Raw genomic sequence first — 17,707 nt, 5'->3', positions numbered from 1 at the left:
ACCGCCGGCACGGGCCCCAAGGGGTTGTGAACGGCCCGTGCCTTCGGCGTCCTCACCTGCGACGATCCCGGTGATCAACGTCAATTGTGATCGGCATCACTCTCAGGCGAATCGTCCGATCGGGTGACCTCAGTCGACACAGCCGTCTTCGGTCAACAGGGGCTGGGTCGGGTCGAAGTACTCCTCGGGCTCCCGCTCGGGGACGGCCGGGCCGTCCACCCGGGGATCGGCGATCGACGGCGCGAGGAAGCCCCGGTCGATCGCGTCGCACGACATCGAGTAGGTGAAGCCGGACGACTGGTCGGTCCACAGGCCCCGGCTCGTGTCGCGGACGTCCGGGCCGGACCGCACGACGTAGTCCATCACGACCCGGTTCATCGCGACGATGTCCAGCGGTCCGGTCACCCGGCCCGGCTCGGGCGCGGCGAACGCGTAGGCGAACACGTAGTTCGTGCGCACGACCAGCTCGCCGGGTCCGCCCGCCTCCGCGCGCATCGTGCCGTTGACCTTCGGCGCGGCCGGCAGCAGCGGCCACCCCGTCGCCACCCGCGTCACCACCATCGTCGCCTCGACGTCGTGGCGGCCGTCGAACAGCGGCCGCATGTGGTCCTGCAGGTCCGGCGCGAGCAGCCCGAGGAACGGCTCCACGTCGTGCCGCTCGACGACCCGCCGGTCCAGCCGGGACGCGATGACGGCCTGGCGCACCCGTTCGTAGGCCTGCGCGACCTCGTCGGCGGTGAACCCGCCCACCGCCTCGGCCGGTGGCGCGACGACCCCGGCTTCGCCGTCCGCCCAGCCTGCCGCGGGGGTGCCGGTGAACGGCCGCTCCAGGTCCACCCCGGTCCACGCGGCGGGCCGCGACCGGTCGGGCCCGACCGCGCTCCACGCCGCCACGCCGCTCAGCATCGCCGCCACCAGCGCCACTCCCGCGACCGCCCGGGCGCGTCCCCGGGACAACCTCGGCAGCGGTCGACGCCTGCGCCCGGGCCGGTTGGCCCGCGCCTCCTTCTCGGCCCGCCGAGTCGCCTCGCGGATCCACTTCGCGTCGTTCAGGTCGGGGTGGTCTTCCAACCCGTACGCGTCCACAGAGTCCCCCGATCGAGTGATTCGATCACTCGATCGGACGAACAGGTTCCGGCGTTACCGGGTCGTTCAGTCCGGGCAGCCGTCGGCCGGTGACGACGGCGCGCCGAGGTCGAAGTCCACGCCCGGGGGTGTGGACGGCTCGGTGAACGCGGGCGCCAGGTAGCCGCGCTTGGCACTCGAACACGCGATCGAGTGCAGCGACCCCAGCGACGCGTCCGCCCACAGCCCGTCCACGCCCGGGCTGCCCGTGCGCAGCGAGTACCGCACCTGGAACCGCGCCGACGCCACCACGTCCAGCGGCCCGCGCACCGCCCCCGGCCGGTCCGGTGCGAACGCGTAGGCGAACGTGTAATCGGTCCGCACCGCCAGCTCACCCTCCGGCCCCACCTCGGCGACCATCTCGCCGCGCACCTTCGGTGCCACCTCGGCCAACCGCGCGCCCTTGTCCACCCGCGTCGCCACCAACGCCGCCTCGCCGTCGTTGCGGCCGTCGAACAGCACCCGCACCGACTCCCGCAGGTCCGGCGCGAACAGCCCGAACAGCGGCTCCAGGTCGTGGTCGCGCACCACCCGCGGGTCCAGCCGCGCCGTGACCACGGCCTCGCGCACCCGCTGGTACGCGCCCGCCACCTGCTCCGCCGAGTACGGGCCGACCTCCGCCGCCTCAGGGACCACCACGCCGTCCGCGCCGTCCGCCCACGCCGCCGCCGACGTGCCCGCGAACGGCTCGTCCGGGTCGAATCGGCGCTGCCCGGCCGGCGCGCCCGACTCCGACTCGACGACCGCCCACGCCAGCAGCACCGCCGCCACCGCGATCGCCAGCCCGATCCAGAACCGCCGCCGCGGCCGGCGCGGCAAGGACCGCAACCGCCGCACCCTGGCCTCGCGCTCGGCCCGCCGCACGGCCTCCCTCGCCCACCCGGCGTCCCGCAGGTCGGGGTGGTCCTCGATCCGGTACTCGTCCACGTTGCCCCCAACTCGTCGACCGCCACCCAAGGCGTTACCAGCTATCGCCCGGGAAGTCGATACGGGACGCTCCGGAGCGCGCTAGCAGGTATCTGGTTAGAAGTCGATACCCGCGCCTCCGTAGACTTCGACCGTGACTGAGACCCCCACCGCACCGCAGCGCTCCGAACTCCCGCCGGCGTGGAACCCGGCCGAGGTAGAGGCCGGGCTGTACGAGCGGTGGGTCGAGCGCGGTTACTTCACGGCCGACGCGACCAGCGACAAGCCGCCGTTCTCCATCGTGCTCCCGCCGCCGAACGTCAACGGCAGCCTGCACATGGGCCACGCGCTGAACCACAGCATCATGGACGCGCTCACCCGCCGCCGCCGCATGCAGGGCTACGAGGTGCTCTGGCTGCCCGGCACCGACCACGCGGGCATCGCCACCCAGACCGCCGTCGAGCGCGCCCTCGCCGGCGAGGGCAAGTCCCGCCACGACGTGGGCCGCGAGAAGTTCGTCGAGCGCGTCTGGCAGTGGCGCGACGAGGTCGGCGGCAAGATCCTCGGCCAGATGCGCCGCCTCGGCGACGGCGTCGACTGGACCCGCGTCCGCTTCACCATGGACGAGGGCCTGTCCCGCGCGGTCCAGACGATCTTCAAGAAGCTCTACGACGACGGCCTGATCTACCGCGCCGAGCGCATCATCAACTGGTGCCCGCGCTGCCAGACCGCGCTGTCGGACATCGAGGTCGACCACTCCGAGGACGACGGCGAGCTGATCTCGATCCGCTACGGCTCGGGCGAGAACTCGATCGTGGTCGCCACCACGCGCGCCGAGACCATGCTGGGCGACACGGCGGTGGCCGTGCACCCGGAGGACGAGCGGTACCGGCACCTGATCGGCACCGAGGTCGAGGTGCCGCTGACCGGGCGGCACGTGCCGATCGTCGCCGACGAGCACGTCGACCCCAAGTTCGGCACGGGCGCGGTCAAGGTCACCCCGGCGCACGACCCGAACGACTTCGAGATCGGGCAGCGCCACGACCTGCCCGCGCTCACCGTCATGGACGGCCGCGGCGTGATCACCGCGCACGGCCCGTTCCAGGACATGGACCGCTTCGAAGCACGGCCGGCCGTCGTCGCGGCCCTGCGCGAACAGGGCCGGATCGTGGCCGAGAAGCGCCCGTACCAGCACTCCGTCGGCCACTGCTCGCGCTGCGACACCGTGATCGAGCCGCGCCTGTCCATGCAGTGGTGGGTGAAGGTCGCCCCGCTCGCCGAGGCCGCCTCCGCCGCCGTGCGCGACGGCCGCACCACCATCCACCCGCCGGAGCTGGCCAAGCGCTACTTCGACTGGGTCGACAACCTCAACGACTGGTGCATCTCGCGGCAGCTGTGGTGGGGCCACCGCATCCCCGTCTGGTACGGCCCGAACGACAAGGTCATGTGCGTCGGACCGGACGACGAGCCGCCCGGCGAGGGCTGGGTGCAGGACGAGGACGTGCTCGACACGTGGTTCTCGTCCGGCCTGTGGCCGTTCTCCACGCTCGGCTGGCCCGCGCAGACCGCCGACCTGGCCAAGTTCTACCCGACCAGCGTGCTGTCCACCGGCTACGACATCCTGTTCTTCTGGGTCGTCCGGATGATGATGTTCGGCCTGTACGCGATGGACGGCGAGCAGCCGTTCGACCACGTGTTCCTGCACGGCCTGATCCGCGACCAGTTCGGCAAGAAGATGTCGAAGTCGCGCGGCAACGGCATCGACCCGATCGACTGGATGGACGCCTACGGCACCGACGCCACCCGGTTCACGCTGCTGCGCAGCGCCAACCCCGGCTCGGACATGGCGCTGGCCGACGAGTGGGCCGCCGGCTCCCGCAACTTCACCACGAAGTTGTGGAACGCCTCCCGGTTCGCGCTGAACAACGGCGCCACCGTCGAGCGGCCGCTGCCGCCGCGCGAGGAGCTGACCGACGCCGACCGCTGGATCCTCGACCTGCTCGACGGGCTCGTGACCGAGGTCGACGGCCACTTCGAGGCGTTCGGGTTCGCCAAGCTCAGCGAAGCGCTCTACCACTTCACGTGGGACGAGTTCTGCGACTGGTACCTGGAGCTGGCCAAGGTCCAGCTCGCCGAGGGCGGCGCGCGGGCCGACGCCACCCGGTCGGTGCTCGGGCACGTGCTCGACGTGGTGCTGCGGCTGCTGCACCCGTTGACGCCGTTCATCACCGAGACCCTGTGGACCACGCTGACCGGCGGCGAGTCGCTCGTGGTGGCGGACTGGCCGAAGCCGACCGGTGCCGCGCGCGACGAGGTCGCCGCCGAGCGCGTCGAGGGCCTGAAGAAGCTCGTCACCGAGATCCGCCGGTTCCGCTCCGACCAGGGCCTCAAGCCCGCGCAGAAGGTCGCGGGCAAGGTGCGCGGCGCGTGCTGCGTCGACCTGCTCGACCAGGTGCCCGCGGTGCGGTCGCTGACCCGGATGACCGAGCCGGGCGACGACTTCGCGGCCAGCGTCTCGCTCGACGTCGGCCTGCCCAAGGGCACGGTCAAGGTCGAGCTGGACCTGTCCGGCGCGGTGGACGTGGTCGCCGAGCGCAAGCGGCTGGCCAAGGACCTGGCCGTGGCCGAGAAGGAACGCGCCCAGTGCGAGGGCAAGCTGGGCAACGCGGCGTTCCTGGACAAGGCGCCGGCGGACGTGGTGGCCAAGATCCAGGCCAGGTTGGTGGCGGCCACCGCCGAGATCGACCGCATCCACGCCCGCCTGGAGACACTGCCGCAGGACAACGCGTGACCGGGTTCGAGACGGGGGCGCTGGAAGAGCTCCGACAGGTCGAGTCGGAGCTCAACACCCGCTGGCCCGAGACCAAGATCGAGCCGAGCCTCGACCGCATCCGCGCGCTGGCCGACATCCTGGGCGACCCCCAGGCGTCGTACCCGGTGGTGCACATCGGCGGCACGAACGGCAAGACGTCCACGTCGCGGATGGTCGACGCGCTGCTGACCAGGATCGGCCTGCGCACCGGCCGCTACACCAGCCCGCACCTGCAACTGGCGACCGAGCGGATCAGCGTCGACGGCGCTCCGATCAGCCCGGAGCGCTACGTCGAGATCTACCGCGACATCGAGCCGTACCTGTCGATCGTGGACGCGCGCGGCGACGTGCCGATGAGCAAGTTCGAGGTGCTCACCGGCATGGCGTTCGCCGCGTTCGCCGACGCGCCCGTGGACGTGGGCGTGATCGAGGTCGGCATGGGCGGGTCGTGGGACGCGACGAACATCGCCGACGGCCGGGTCGCGGTCATCACGCCGATCGGCCTGGACCACGTCGAGTACCTCGGCGGCGACCTGGCCGGGATCGCGCAGGAGAAGGCCGGGATCATCAAGCCGGGTGCGGTCGCGCTGCTGGCCAAGCAGGAACCGGCCGCGGAGCAGGTGCTGCTGCGGCGGTGCGCCGAGGTGGACGCGACGGTCGCCCGGCTCGGGTCCGAGTTCGGCGTCATCCAGCGCGACGTCGCCGTGGGCGGGCAGGTGCTGCGGCTCCAGGGCCTGGCCGGCGAGTACGACGAGGTCTTCCTCCCGCTGCACGGCGCGCACCAGGCGGCGAACGCGGCCCTCGCGCTGGCCGCCGTGGAGGCGTTCTTCGGGGCGGGTCCGGACCGGCAGCTCGACGTCGAGGCCGTGCGCGAGGCGTTCGCCACCGCGACCTCGCCCGGTCGCCTGGAACGCGTCCGCACCGCGCCCACCGTGCTGGTCGACGCGGCGCACAACCCGCACGGCGCGGAGGCGCTGGCGAAGGCGCTGGACGAGGAGTTCGGCTTCCGCAAGCTCGTCGCCGTGGTCGGCGTGATGCAGGAGAAGGACGCCGTCGGCATCCTCAGCGCGCTGGAACCGGTCGTGCAGGAGGTCGTGCTGACCGCGAACTCCTCGCCGCGCGCCATGGACCCCGACCTGCTCGCGGGTGTGGCCATCCCGATCTTCGGCGAGGACCGGATGGTCGTGCAGCCGCACCTGGACGACGCGATCGAGGAGGCCGTGCGGCTCGCCGAGGAGAGCGACGACGGCGACATCGTGTCCGGCGGCGGCGTCGTGGTGACCGGCTCGGTCGTCACGGCGGGCGACGCACGTGCCCTGTTCGGCAAGGAGCCGTCGTGACCTCACCCGCCGCGCAGCCGGCGCCCGCGCCCAAGAAGGACCCGATGAAGTCCTTCCGCGGCATCATGGCCGCCACGCTGATCCTGGAGGTGATCGTCGTCGCCCTGGCGCTGCCGGTGGTGGCGAAGCTGGGCGGCGGGGTCGGCACCGGCGCCGGCTACCTGGTGTTCGGGCTGATCGTCGCGCTGATCGCCACGTGCGCGCTGCTGAAGCGCCCGTGGGCGGTGTACCTCATCGGGGCGATCCACCTCGTGATGATCGGGTCGTTGTTCGTGCTGACCGCGCTGGGCGCGATCGGCTTGCTGTTCGCCCTGGTGTGGGCGTACCTGCTCTGGCTGCGGCGTGACGTGGCCAAGCGGATGGCCGAAGGCAGGCTGCCCAGCCAGCAGGGGTAGTCCGGACGGGCGGTCGCCTCTGCCCTTCCGCCTGCCCTGCCGGTCTTGAGCGCGGTCCGATCGGCTCAGCACGCTGGGAACGCGGCCCAGGCCTTCCTCGTGCGGCGGCGGGCGCCGGGTGGAGGAGGAGATCGTGGTGCTCCGCCGTGCGCTGGGCTTGTGACGGCCGGCCGGCGTTCACCCGGAATTCGGCTTCACCGATTACAAACCCGCCCATGAGCGATGGTGTGGTGAACCGGCGGACGCTGCTGCGCGCCGGTGCGATCGGTGCGGGCGCGGTGTTCGTCCCGGGCGGTGTGGCGTTGGCGCGCGGCGGCGACCGGCCGGTGCTCACGCACGGCGTGCAGTCCGGTGACGTCACGTCCGACGGTGGGCTGGTGTGGACGCGGGCCGACCGGCCGTCCCGGATGCTGGTGCAGGTGTCGTCGGACCCGTCGTTCCGGCACGCGCGGACCGTGCGCGGACCGCTGCTGACGCCGGAGACCGTGGCACGGGCCGGGTCCGGCTGCGCGGCCTGCCGGGTGGGCGCGAGGTGCACTACCGCGTCGTCGCCGAGGACCTGGACGGCCGCACCCGCGGCGAAGCCGTGACGGGCAGCTTCCGCACCGCGCCCGCCGGCCGTGACGGCGTCCGGTTCGTGTGGTCCGGCGACGTGGCGGGCCAGGGCTGGGGCAGCAACCCGGACCTGGGCGGCATGCCGATCTTCGGCGCGATGGCCGCCCGCCGCCCCGACTTCTTCCTCAACAGCGGCGACACGGTGTACGCCGACGGCCCGCTGCAGGAGGAGGTGACGCTGCCCGACGGGCGGGTGTGGCGCAACGTCGTCATCCCGGAGAAGCTGAAGGTCGCCGAGACGCTGGACGAGTACCGCGGCCAGTTCGCCTACAACCTGCTCGACCCGCAGTACCGCTCGTTCGCGTCACGCGTGCCGATGATCGTGCAGTGGGACGACCACCACGTCAGTCAACCAACAACAGTCTAGCAGTCCGACCAAGCCACGGCCGTCAGGCCCTTGCGTGTCCCCAAATGGCGTGCTGAACCTCTTCGCGCCTAGGATGAGCGAACTATCTCGTAAGGTTCGACGTACGCTTGGTCATCCGTAGTTGGATGGGGACGAGCGCCCGCCAAGGTGGTCAGCCTTAGCGGGCTGCAACGATCAGATCGTCACGACCTCAAAAAGGTCGTCAAAGCTCATCGGGGCAAGCGCCGTCAATGCCCCACCGATGAAAGCCGGACCGGGAGTCATGTGCCCGGCACGCACGCGCATGACCGTGGACCGTGCAACGTGCATCTCTTTGGCTAGTGCGTATGAGCTTTTGAAGCCGGCGAGCGCCACGGCTTTAGAGAACTGATCAGCCTTAAGTGCAACTGAGTATCGATGGGACATATGTGCCGCCTCATGGTGTGGCACACGACGTAATACCTGGCCTAATCTACAGCGTTTGTGACGTCGCTGAAGTCGTTGAGGCCAAGGACGCTCAACACCTTGACCGCCTCGCTCATGAAGTTCCTAAAAGCGTACTCGTCGGTAAAATGCAAGCTGACCATGCCGTCTGCAAACGAGAAGAACGACTCTTTACCTACGATCTCGTGATCGACCTTGCAGTTCGCGTCGATCTCCGCACTAGTACGGACTCGTGAAGTTCCAAAATCGGCTTGCATGTACTTGTTCACACTTTCTGGTGATAGTAGATCTGGCTAACCCGAACGATGTGCAGGGATAGGATCTCGCCGATTCGATTCGGCAACTTGAGTCGAGCTAGCCTGACTGCCGGTGCACGTGTCTTCGTGGTCGGCCAATTTGGCCTGATCGGCTATCTGCTTACCGCAGCGATAGCAAGATTGGTCTAGTCGGTCGAGTAGTTGTTTACGTGTCTCACCGCCGCGCTGTTGCATCCAAGGTTTCGCGTTAGCCACCGCTGGCCCCTTGAGTTAGTACCGGTCAGAATGGGTCATAGGGACGCCATTCGATGCAAGTCGGCCTTCTCCGGGTCGTCAACCATTCGCTTAAAGCGGATCGCGCATCCGATATGGGGATGGCAGCGCTACGCGGAAAGACAGCGCCTGTGGATCCACTGAAGACCAGGTCGATATCCGGCAGCGGGCGTCTTGGGTTGTACGAGTTCGCGATTACAAGATCCGGGTCATCTTGGTCTGTATAGTTAAGTGCGGCGAAGCCGCTTACCGGACGGACGCTTACACGTAGTTGATGGTTTGGGTGAGGGCCTTCCCGTGTGACTCGAAACTCGCTATCGCCGATATACATCAAGGTTTCCCATTCCGCGTGGTCGGTGCGTAGAACGTCGTCCACTAGCCGCATGGCGTCGCGAATCCCTTTGGCGACGCGGGCAACTCCGGTCGTAAGCACCGCCGTGACAATCATGCGCTTCCACTCGAATCTTCGCGCGTCTTGCGGGAAGGGCTTCCGTCGATAGGTCTCTTTCGCGGCAACGGTCCTACCGGGTACCGGCTAATGTCTATGCCGAGTTCGACATGCTTCACACTCGCTCGGCATAACGCCTGCTAAGCAGTGGATTCGTGGTGATCGATCTAACCCGATGGTGTACCTACAGACCCGTAGTACCCTGGTCTGAGGTAGGGCGTCCGCCGCGACACTGACGGGGGAAGTCGAGAGATGGGTGCAGCTGGTTCACGGGGCGGTGGCCCCGGTAGTAGCCGCCGTTGTCAGGGCTGTGACGCTGTGCTGGCTGCTGACAACACTGCCCGCTTGTGCGGACGTTGCCACCGCGAGCAGCGGGACCAACTGAGGACCCCTCCCGCTCAACTTAGGCATGAATTCTTTGAGACGGACGAGTTTCGAGCCGCCTTTGCGAGTCAGCACATCGGACGCGTATTTAAGGCATACCGGAACCATCCACGCCACTTGACTCTGTTTGGCAAGGCTTTGACGCAAGAGCTACTTGGACGATGGTTGGGCTTGACCCAGGCTCAGGTAAGCAGGATTGAAAACGGGAAGCCTGAGCAATACCTTGAGACCTTGCAAAACTGGGCCAAGATTCTGCACCTTCCTCCGCACATGCTCTGGTTCGATCTTCCGGGTCAAACCCGCTTGCGGCTACCTGAATCGAAGTCGAGCCGAGGATTCGGCGGACCAGTGGATTCCGAAGATCAGGACAAAATTCTGGTCGTCAACACCGGTATGGACACCGCCGAGTTGATACAGCGCGTCCGTACCTCGGCAATTGACCAGCCAACGATAGATGCCCTGAGCATAACTGTAGAACAACTGTGCTGTGACTACGCGCATGCTGACGCGCGCGAACTTGTGCGCAAAGGCAGGTACTGGCTCAATCACGTCAGTGTGCAACTGGAGAAGCAACTGACGCTTCCGCAACACCGTGACCTGTTGCATAATGCTGGCTTGCTGGCACTACTGGTCGGCTGTCTTGAAAATGACTTGGGCGACATGGACGCGGCCAAAGCGACTCGCAAGATGGCGCTAGAACTAGGAAATGAGTCCGGCGACGCTTCAATCGTCGGTTGGGCTCATGAAATGCTGGCTTGGTTCCACCTCACGGCGGGCAACTATCGCGCCGTGATTCCGGCTGCGCAAGCCGGAATCATCGCGGCACCGTCCCAGTCGGTGGCGGTGCAGCTTTATGGCCAGCAGGCTAAAGCGTATGCTCGGATGGGGATGTCAGAGGAAGTGTACGCATCTCTTGAGCGCGGCAGTGAACTACTCGGCCAGTTGCCATATCCTGAGCGGCCGGAGAATCATTTCGTAGTCGATCCTGAGAAGTGGGACTTCTACGCTATGGACACGTATCGGACTGTGGGACGCGATGACTTGGCGAAGCGGAATGCCGAGGAAGTAATCCGGCGCAGCGTCACCCCTGACGGGTTCGTTGTCTCTCCGATGCGCAGCGCAGAAGCAAAGTTGACGCTCGCCGTTGTGGCAGCAAGGGCGGGTGACGTGGACGGCGCTGCCGAGATGGGTATGGAAGCATTGCAGCACGGACGTCAGAGCCGCCCATCCCTTCTCATGGTCGCATCCGAGTTGGACACGGAGTTGAGTACGTACGGCGCGCGCGCGGGCGGGGACTTCCGCGACCTGTTCGAGCAGGTTAAGCGGGGCAAGACGCCTGAAATCGACGGCAAGTGACGGTCCACTGATCAACATCCTCGCCGTGAATAATCATACCGGCGGATATTCTTCCTGAGCATATCGCGCTAGGGTGCACCCCTGCTGACCTGCGATATGTTGTCTCCCGCATACGCATACTTCGAGTGTGACATAGTCGTCATCGCGACGTTCCGGCCTACTTGATGGCGCGGCCTGCAAATCAGCGGGCCGAAGCCTCAAGTAAGGAATAACCATCATGCGTTCGTCGCGTACTGAGTTGCTGTCTATAAGGCAAGTTGCGTGGCTGACTGGCGGCAGTGTCGCAACCGTCTGCCACGCAGTTCGTGTCGGCACGCTGCCCGTGGTGTGGCGGCGTGGCGAGTTGCGGGTTCCCGCCTCCGCTGTTGCGGAGCTGGCGGGCGGTGGCCGCCGATGAGTGAGGTCCACGAGCGGATTGCCGCCGATCTTGACGAGTGCGCGGGGCTGGCGGATGACCAGCTCGCGCACGCGGTCCGGAATCGGGGCCTGTGCGGGTGGCTGTCGACCAGTGGCGAGTACCCGGAGTGGACGGGTGACTTCCGGTCAGATCAGGAGTTGGCCGCACGTGTGTGTGCGGCGTGCCCTGTCCAGCGTGAGTGCCTGGAGTGGGAGTTCCGCACTCGCGGTCACGCGACGGCTGGCGTGTGGGGTCCGCTGCCAGAGGACGAGCGGCGCGCGGTCTACGAGTGCTGGGAGGAACGCCGCGACGGCGGCACCGTGGCGGGTGAACAGGCATGACCGAGTTTGAGTTGTCTGCAGAGCTCGTGCTGGTCGGCCTGGCTGCTGTCTTGGCGCTCTGGGTGGCGTGGCGACTTTCGGTCAGGAGGGCGCGTAAGGCGTCCGAGGCGGCCCGGGGCGGCGTGCGGTTGCTGTCGCTGACTGGTCGGGTGGTCGTCGGCGCTCTGCTCATCTCAGGGGCGCAGTGGCTGGCGTTGACGCACCCTGGCGCGTCGGGGTGGGTGAAGTTGGCCGCCCTCGCCGTTCCCGCGATGCTCGCATCGTGGGTCTTGGTGCGGGCGCTGACCGTGACCGCCGTTAACGATCATGCGCGAGGTCGACGGCGATGACTCCCCGCGATGATCGTCAAACAGGCAGGGGAGAACTCGTCCGCCAAGTCCTAGATGGAGAGTTGGTCGACAGTGAAACTGTTGTGGCACAACGCAAAGCGTCATCGAAGGTCAATTCCGCGGTGCGGTCTATCGCTGATCTTGATGCGGTAGCCCGGGCACGGTCGGTGGTGGCGTACCGGGCGCGCACGGCGCCCCGCGATGTCGTCCGCTTGACGTGGTTCCTCACCCGGGGAACCGGGCGCTGGATCGCCAAGGCGTGGCGGTGGGCGTCGTATGCGGACCTTCGCGCCGATGCCCGTGCGGCCCGGATCGCCGGCGACGTGGAGGCGCGGCGGACGGCTCAGGAGTTGATCAGGTCCGACGCCAAAGCGCGGTGGGCGAAGTTCGGGAACTTTCTCCGGCGGACTCTCGTCGGTCTGGCTGCCGTAACGGTGCTGCTGGTCCTCCTGGCGCTCGTGGACGCCGTACTGGACCGGTCGGCTATGCCGGGGTGGCTCAGGGCCGTCTACGCCGTTAGGGACGCTCTGACGGCCGCTATGTCGGCGGCGTGGCCGTGGATTCCTCCGCTGACCGTGGTCGGGGTGGTCGTGGCGGCCATGTGGGAGGGCCGTGACCGCACACCGGGGGCGGGATGGCTCACGCGGCCGGATCGCGATGACTCCGATTCGTGGGTAGACGAGCGGATGATTACCAGGGCGCTTGCACACCTGGGAATTGCCCCGCTGAACTCCTTCCTCAAAGGTGGCGGAGAACTGGTCTACACCGTTGCGGCGCGAAAGGACGGTGACGGAACACAGGCGCAAATCCGCCTGCCGCTCGGAGTGACGGCGGAGATGGTGTCCGATCGGCGCAAGGTGTTGGCGGCCAACCTAGGGCGCGCGTCATTGGAGACGTGGCCCACCACAGGGGAGGAAGACGGAGTTCTGGACCTGTGGGTTGCTGACAAAGGCACGCTCTCCGGTGGCGCTGGTGATTGGCCGCTGTTGCATGACGGGGCCGTTGACGTGTTCGAAGGTGTTCCGTTTGGCCTGACGCAACGCGGACTAGTAATCAACGCGCCATTGGTCGGAAGTAACTGGTTGGTCGGCGGCAGGCCCGGACAAGGAAAGACTAATCTTCTCCGGGTGCTGATGGTTGGGGCGGCGCTAGACCCAACCGCCGAACTATGGGCGTTCGTGATGGGAGAGAGCCCCGATTTCGATCCCCTGGTACCGCGCCTGAGTCGCTATCGCATGGGAATGGATGACTCAGTCGCCGCCGATGCCGTTCAAGCGCTAGAGGATCTTCTCGGTGAAATGGAGCGGCGCGGCCGTACTCTCGGCGGGCAGTCAGGCCGACCGCCGAAGGTGTCGCGCAGACTCGCCGACAACCCACGGTTGGGCCTGCACCCGATCATCCTGTCAATAGACGAGTGTCACGAACTCTTCCAGCACCGAAAGTACGGAAAGCGAGCGGAAGAACTCGCGGTCAAACTGATCAAGCGTGGTCGCAAGTACGGAATAGTTCTCCTGCTGGCTACCCAGTCGCCAACGAAGGACAGTATTCCGAAAGAGATCACGCGGAACGTGTCGTGTGGCGTGGCATTTGCTGTCGCGGACCACATCGCCAATGATGGGCTATTGGGGTCGGGCAAGTACCGGGCTGGTGTCCGGGCAACCGAACTCAGGATGCACACCGACCGGGGAACCTGTGTTGCGGTTGGCGTCACGCACAACTCGTTCGAGCTCGTGCGCACGTTTTACCTGCCGTTCGAGGACGGCATCGATGAGGTGACGCCCGTCATTAGGCGCGCCATCTCAAATATTGGAAACTTGCCCCTTACGGCCGGCTCGGACTTGAAAGAGGTCGAAGCCGTACCTGCCGATTACCTGCGTGACATTCAATCAGTGATCCAAGGAGAGAGTCGTGTCCGCACTCAAACTGTTCTCTCGCGACTGGTTGCGCTCAACCCGCAAGAATACGAACCGTGGACCGCACGTGATCTCCGGGCCGTGCTTCTCGGGTTCGGAATTCAGTCTCGTAAATCTGACGGCGCAATGGTCGTTCGATCTGAGGACGTTGCCGATGCGATCACCCGTCGTGCCGAGAGTGCTCTTGAGACCTATATGGACGGACGGAGGACGCCAGGGAGTCAGGGACCTTTCCCTGCCGCCTCCCTGAGCCTTGGTCCCTCGGCTGACCAGCGCGGACGTCCGTCAGGGAGGCGGGCCGGCCCACTCCTGAACGGTCCGGAGACGGGCCGGATTCCATTGTCGGACGGACATGACAAGGGCTCCCTCCCTGTGGACGGGGAGGTGGGTCCGGGCGGTGGATGACATCGCCGCCGGAGCGTCCACTAAGGACGATCAACGGCGGATTCCGGCAACGCTCATGGCTGGGCTTGACGGAGAAATTTGGATAACCGTTGACGGCGCAGACGTCCGGCAGTTGGCCGAGAGAATCGGCGAGGTATGCGATGTGTTGATCCCGGAACAGCAACGTAGACAATGAGCCTGTCGACCTGATGACAGAGGGCCCCTTCGCAAAGTGCGGAGGGGCCCTCTGTCATTGGTTTCCTAGCTTTGATCCTGGCCGTGTTTTGGCTCGGTCAAACCGACCCTAGTCCAGTCGAGTAGATCGGTGACCTCTACCGTCTCGCCAGTGGTGCCGATCCGGTCGCGCCATTCGGCTAGTTCCGGCATTGCTTCCTGCCAGCCATCCGGCAAACGCCAACCGGCGGACCACGTACCATCGGGCCGTTTCTGCACCGCGAACGCGAACCCCAATTCGAGCCACCTGAGGCGTCGATCTTCCGGTGTCATCACCGCTAGCTCTTGTTGCCAGGTTCGATCGGTCGGAACCCATTGCACGCCGCCAGGGTCGGCCGGGAGAGCTCTGAGCATGTCGATATCGGCTAGGATCTTGTCCCCGTCGTCCATGATCTGACGCCTGGCTTCCGGTGACTTGGCCCGAGCAATTCCGGACATCAGCTTGCCGTGTTCACGCTCCAGTTTCGCAATGTCGTTGGCATGATTGGTAGGCGGCAAAACGATGCGCTCCCGGACCGGAACCATTGCGAAGATCCTGTAGAAAGCCTGTTCGGCCAAGGGCTCGATTTCTTCCGCTCGCATGGACGGGCCGTGCTTGCGTGATGGGCAACGCCAGTACCGGTATACGTACTCGCTCTTGCTTCCATCCTTCCGGGTGCGTGTATTGGTCGCGATGCGGTGCCACAGGGGTTCGAGGCACTCCGGGCACACCAGGACACCGGAGAATTGGTAAGGCTGGTTGCTGCCTCGCGCCTTCCGTCGCGCCTTTTCTTCCAGCCGGGCCGATATGTCCGCCTGTTCGGCGGGTTCGAAGATGCCGAAGTCCACTAGGGCGGGGTCGACCAGCAAGCGGCGGAGTGAAGTCAGCCGCCACGTTTTCTCTTTTAGTTCGACCGTTGTGAGGTCTTCTCCTCGTCGCTCTGCACCTAGCTGCAATTGCCTGTCCCTTGGCGTCACGACCTTGTTTTCCGTCAACCAGTCGCACATCTCGGTAAGGCTCTTCCCTGCCCGTGCCATCTTGGAAAGCGTGTGAAGAATCTTGACCGCATACGGGTCGAGTCCGAGGATCCAGCCGCCCTTGGGCAACTCCACGGGCATGGTGCCGTAGATATGGCCTTCCCCTGCCCAGCGGCCCGCTTCCTTGAGGGCTGCTTTCGAGTCGCGGAAACGCTCCCTCATTCGTTCGCGCTCCATGCGTGCGAACGCGGCAATCAGGGTGATCATGAACTCCGACATCGAGTTACTCGAATCGATGCCTTCCGCAATGCTGACCAGCCGCTTGCCTCGTGCCCTGAGCCATTCAAGCAAGGCGAGCGCGTCCATCACGTTGCGCACCAGCCGATCAAGCTTCGAGACAACCAACGTCTTCCACGGCTTTGGCGGCGCGTCGGACAGCCAGACCTTGAGCCCATCCCGCTTGTAGGGTTCCAAGTCTCCGGAGACGTGCAGGTCCTCTACGGTCTCAGTGATCGGGACGTCGTAGGCGCTTGCCCATCGGTGCGTGTCCCGCGTCTGCACCTCCGTGGAGGTGCTCTCGTCCGAGAAGTGCGATTGCCGCAGGTAGCACAGTGCGGCATCGTTGTCGGGCGTGAACGGGACGACCGGCGGCCGGTTGCTCGTCTGCTTCTTGAGCCGGCGTTTCCGAGGGGTCGGTGCGCTCATGATCGGCATCCTCGCTGGTAGGGGCCCATGTCGACTGTAGTTGGCTGACTCACGTCGTGGGACCACGAGGTGACCAACAACTGGTACCCCGGCGAGATCCTCACCTCGCCCGCGTACACCGAGAAGCGGGTGGACGTGCTGGCGGCGCGGGCGTTCCGGGCGTTCCACGAGTGGCAGCCGATCGACCCGCGGCAGGCGGTGGACGGCCGGGTGTACCGCAAGTTCCGGCACGGGGCGCACGTCGAGGTGTTCGTGCTGGACATGCGGTCGTACAAGGACGCCAACACGGCACCGCGCGACGGCGTCGGGCACGTGCTGGGCGAGCGGCAGGCCCGCTGGCTGGTGGACTCCCTGGACCGCAGCCGGGCCACCTGGAAGATCATCGCGGCCGACCTGCCGATCGGGTTGACCGTGCCGGACGGCACGGACATCGAGGGCGTCGCCAACGGCCTGCCGGGTGCGCCGGGCGGTCGTGAGCACGAGCTGGCGTGGGTGTTGAGGGAGCTGAAGCGGCGGCGCGTGCGCAACACCGTGTGGCTCACCGCGGACGTCCACTACACGGCCGCGCACCACTACTCGCCGGAGCGCGCGTCGTTCCAGGACTTCGACCCGTTCTGGGAGTTCGTGTCCGGTCCGCTGAACGCGGGCGCGTTCGGCCCGAACACCCTCGACCCGACGTTCGGCCCGGAAGCGGTGTTCGTCAACGCCCCGCCGGCCGCGAACACCACCCCGCTGGACGGGTTCCAGCACTTCGGCGAGGTCGAGGTGACGCGGGACGGCGAGCTGACCGTGTGGCTGCGCGACATCAAGGGCCGGTCGTTGTGGAGCAAGACGCTCCAGCCCGAGAGGCGGTGACCCCGACCCGGGGCGCGTCCACACCGGATCGACCTCGGCTCGTCCCTGGTCGCCGATGTCCGGTACGGGGTCCCGTGGGGGCCGGGCGGTTCTGCCCGACGCGCGGGACCTTCGCGCCCGGCCAGTCGTGAGCGGGAGTGGTGCCGACCGCACCGGCCCGCCCCCACGAGGGGCGAGCCGGTGACCAGGTACGCGTCGAAGCCCGCACCCGCACCTCAGGCGGCGTCTTCGAGGGCGGATCCTCCTGGGCTGCTCTGCTCCCAGGCGAAGCTGAACAGCGACAGCGCGAGGTCGTAGAGCAGGCTGGACTGCCGGGCGGCGATGCAGGGCGAGTGGCGGCCGTGCGCCGATCCGCCGTACAACGTCAGGTACGCGACCTCGTTGGTGATGACCAGCCGGTACCTGTTCGGCAGGTCGTAGAAGCGCAGTGACACGTTGCCGTGGCGGCGGGCCGCGGCGGCCACGTAGTTCGCGTTCACGCGGACCTGCTCGGCGAGGAACCCGGACGCGAAAGCCGGGTCCGCGCGCCGCACGTCCTCCTCGCGCTTGGCCAGCCACGAGTGCGGGCTCGAACGCAGGTCGGGCAGCAGGACCTGCACGACCTGCTGCGGTCGCGTCCCGTCCGCCCAGACGGAGCTGAACGTGTCGCGGGTCAACTCGTTCCCGCGGCCCGCCAGCACGCGGATCCAGTGAGCTCTCGTCAGGTCACGCGCGAGATCCGGACTGGCGAGTTCCTGGCGCCGGTAGACATGTTGCACGGGAAGCCCGGCCAGGCGCGAGAACAAAGCCGTCAACGACCGCCGGACGCGACGGGAGAACGCCCAACCTAACGCGACGGTGAGGCAGGTCGCGACCAGGGAACTGGCGATCGCCAGGATGAACTCGACCACC

At 66.8% G+C, this 17,707-nt stretch carries 15 protein-coding genes and 2 pseudogenes; 10 read left to right on the top strand and 7 right to left on the bottom strand.

Annotation, left to right across the window (positions count from 1 at the left end):
- Nucleotides 1–129: 129 nt before the first annotated feature.
- Nucleotides 130–1,086: a hypothetical protein gene (locus FHX81_RS14490; RefSeq protein ID WP_141978669.1), complete on the bottom strand. Its 957-nt coding sequence runs from the start codon at nt 1,084–1,086 to the stop codon at nt 130–132.
- A 66-nt stretch (nt 1,087–1,152) separates the two neighbouring features.
- Nucleotides 1,153–2,052, bottom strand: coding sequence for a hypothetical protein (locus FHX81_RS40515; protein WP_170232049.1), 900 nt, complete (start codon nt 2,050–2,052; stop codon nt 1,153–1,155).
- A gap of 133 nt (nt 2,053–2,185) precedes the next feature.
- Here FHX81_RS40515 and FHX81_RS14485 point away from each other — a divergent pair, with 133 nt between their 5' ends.
- The 4 genes and pseudogenes from FHX81_RS14485 to FHX81_RS14470 form a co-directional block, all read left to right on the top strand.
- The gene (locus FHX81_RS14485) at nt 2,186–4,822 is read left to right on the top strand and encodes a valine--tRNA ligase (protein WP_141978668.1); all 2,637 of its coding nucleotides are present in this window, start codon (nt 2,186–2,188) and stop codon (nt 4,820–4,822) included.
- Nucleotides 4,819–6,183: a bifunctional tetrahydrofolate synthase/dihydrofolate synthase gene (folC, locus tag FHX81_RS14480; RefSeq protein ID WP_141978667.1), complete on the top strand. Its 1,365-nt coding sequence runs from the start codon at nt 4,819–4,821 to the stop codon at nt 6,181–6,183. The genes FHX81_RS14485 and folC overlap by 4 nt, the downstream gene beginning before the upstream one ends.
- Nucleotides 6,180–6,578, top strand: a complete 399-nt coding sequence (locus FHX81_RS14475; RefSeq protein ID WP_141978666.1) for a DUF4233 domain-containing protein — start codon at nt 6,180–6,182, stop codon at nt 6,576–6,578. Before folC ends, FHX81_RS14475 begins: the two co-directional genes overlap by 4 nt.
- A 215-nt stretch (nt 6,579–6,793) precedes the next feature.
- Nucleotides 6,794–7,539, top strand: a pseudogene (locus FHX81_RS14470) (alkaline phosphatase D family protein); the annotation flags it as partial.
- A gap of 195 nt (nt 7,540–7,734) precedes the next feature.
- On the opposite strand, the gene FHX81_RS14465 reads toward FHX81_RS14470, so the two are convergent.
- The 3 genes from FHX81_RS14465 to FHX81_RS42990 all read right to left on the bottom strand — a co-directional run bounded on the left by FHX81_RS14465 (nt 7,735) and on the right by FHX81_RS42990 (nt 8,898).
- A complete protein-coding gene (locus FHX81_RS14465; protein WP_342787199.1) occupies nt 7,735–7,914 on the bottom strand; it encodes a transcriptional regulator in 180 nt (59 codons plus the stop codon).
- Between the two features lie 92 nt (nt 7,915–8,006).
- Nucleotides 8,007–8,252, bottom strand: a complete 246-nt coding sequence (locus FHX81_RS14460) for a hypothetical protein (RefSeq protein WP_141978664.1) — start codon at nt 8,250–8,252, stop codon at nt 8,007–8,009.
- A gap of 268 nt (nt 8,253–8,520) precedes the next feature.
- The gene (locus tag FHX81_RS42990) at nt 8,521–8,898 is read right to left on the bottom strand and encodes an Imm1 family immunity protein (RefSeq protein ID WP_425473886.1); all 378 of its coding nucleotides are present in this window, start codon (nt 8,896–8,898) and stop codon (nt 8,521–8,523) included.
- A 315-nt stretch (nt 8,899–9,213) separates the two neighbouring features.
- On the opposite strand from FHX81_RS42990, the gene FHX81_RS14445 reads away from it, so the two are divergent.
- From FHX81_RS14445 to FHX81_RS14425, 5 genes are all read left to right on the top strand, one after another.
- Nucleotides 9,214–10,701, top strand: a complete 1,488-nt coding sequence (locus FHX81_RS14445; protein ID WP_342787198.1) for a helix-turn-helix transcriptional regulator — start codon at nt 9,214–9,216, stop codon at nt 10,699–10,701.
- A 393-nt stretch (nt 10,702–11,094) separates the two neighbouring features.
- Nucleotides 11,095–11,439 carry a WhiB family transcriptional regulator gene (locus FHX81_RS14440; protein ID WP_141978660.1) on the top strand — a complete coding sequence of 115 codons (345 nt, stop codon included), beginning with the start codon at nt 11,095–11,097 and terminating at the stop codon, nt 11,437–11,439.
- On the top strand, nt 11,436–11,768 hold the full coding sequence (locus tag FHX81_RS14435; protein ID WP_141978659.1) for a hypothetical protein: 333 nt from the start codon (nt 11,436–11,438) through the stop codon (nt 11,766–11,768). The genes FHX81_RS14440 and FHX81_RS14435 overlap by 4 nt, the downstream gene beginning before the upstream one ends.
- A gap of 62 nt (nt 11,769–11,830) precedes the next feature.
- A complete protein-coding gene (locus FHX81_RS14430; protein WP_246107814.1) occupies nt 11,831–14,086 on the top strand; it encodes an FtsK/SpoIIIE domain-containing protein in 2,256 nt (751 codons plus the stop codon).
- A complete protein-coding gene (locus tag FHX81_RS14425; protein WP_141978657.1) occupies nt 14,079–14,261 on the top strand; it encodes a hypothetical protein in 183 nt (60 codons plus the stop codon). Before FHX81_RS14430 ends, FHX81_RS14425 begins: the two co-directional genes overlap by 8 nt.
- Before the next feature lie 65 nt (nt 14,262–14,326).
- Here FHX81_RS14425 and FHX81_RS14420 read toward each other — a convergent pair whose 3' ends face one another.
- Nucleotides 14,327–15,961, bottom strand: a complete 1,635-nt coding sequence (locus tag FHX81_RS14420) for a recombinase family protein (protein ID WP_170232048.1) — start codon at nt 15,959–15,961, stop codon at nt 14,327–14,329.
- Between the two features lie 60 nt (nt 15,962–16,021).
- Here FHX81_RS14420 and FHX81_RS14415 point away from each other — a divergent pair.
- Nucleotides 16,022–16,816: pseudogene (locus FHX81_RS14415) on the top strand (alkaline phosphatase D family protein); the annotation flags it as partial.
- Between the two features lie 215 nt (nt 16,817–17,031).
- Here FHX81_RS14415 and FHX81_RS14410 read toward each other — a convergent pair.
- Nucleotides 17,032–17,706 (bottom strand): hypothetical protein, encoded by a 675-nt coding sequence (locus tag FHX81_RS14410; protein ID WP_141978654.1) that lies wholly within the window; start codon nt 17,704–17,706, stop codon nt 17,032–17,034.
- Between the last annotated feature and the right edge of the window lies 1 nt (nt 17,707).

It is taken from the genome of Saccharothrix saharensis, from assembly GCF_006716745.1.
GTDB classification, from domain to species: Bacteria; Actinomycetota; Actinomycetes; order Mycobacteriales; family Pseudonocardiaceae; genus Actinosynnema; species Actinosynnema saharense.
Note: the sequence above shows the minus strand (reverse complement) of the source record. Positions and strands in the feature narration are given on the sequence as shown.

Excerpts from the sequence above, each read along its gene's own strand:
- FHX81_RS42990 (WP_425473886.1), bottom strand. The coding sequence starts at position 8,898 with ATGCGGCTAGTGGACGACGTTCTACGCACCGACCACGCGGAATGGGAA.
- FHX81_RS14420 (WP_170232048.1), bottom strand. The coding sequence starts at position 15,961 with ATGAGCGCACCGACCCCTCGGAAACGCCGGCTCAAGAAGCAGACGAGC.
- FHX81_RS14435 (WP_141978659.1), top strand. The coding sequence starts at position 11,436 with ATGACCGAGTTTGAGTTGTCTGCAGAGCTCGTGCTGGTCGGCCTGGCT.
- FHX81_RS14445 (WP_342787198.1), top strand. The coding sequence starts at position 9,214 with ATGGGTGCAGCTGGTTCACGGGGCGGTGGCCCCGGTAGTAGCCGCCGT.
- FHX81_RS14440 (WP_141978660.1), top strand. The coding sequence starts at position 11,095 with ATGAGTGAGGTCCACGAGCGGATTGCCGCCGATCTTGACGAGTGCGCG.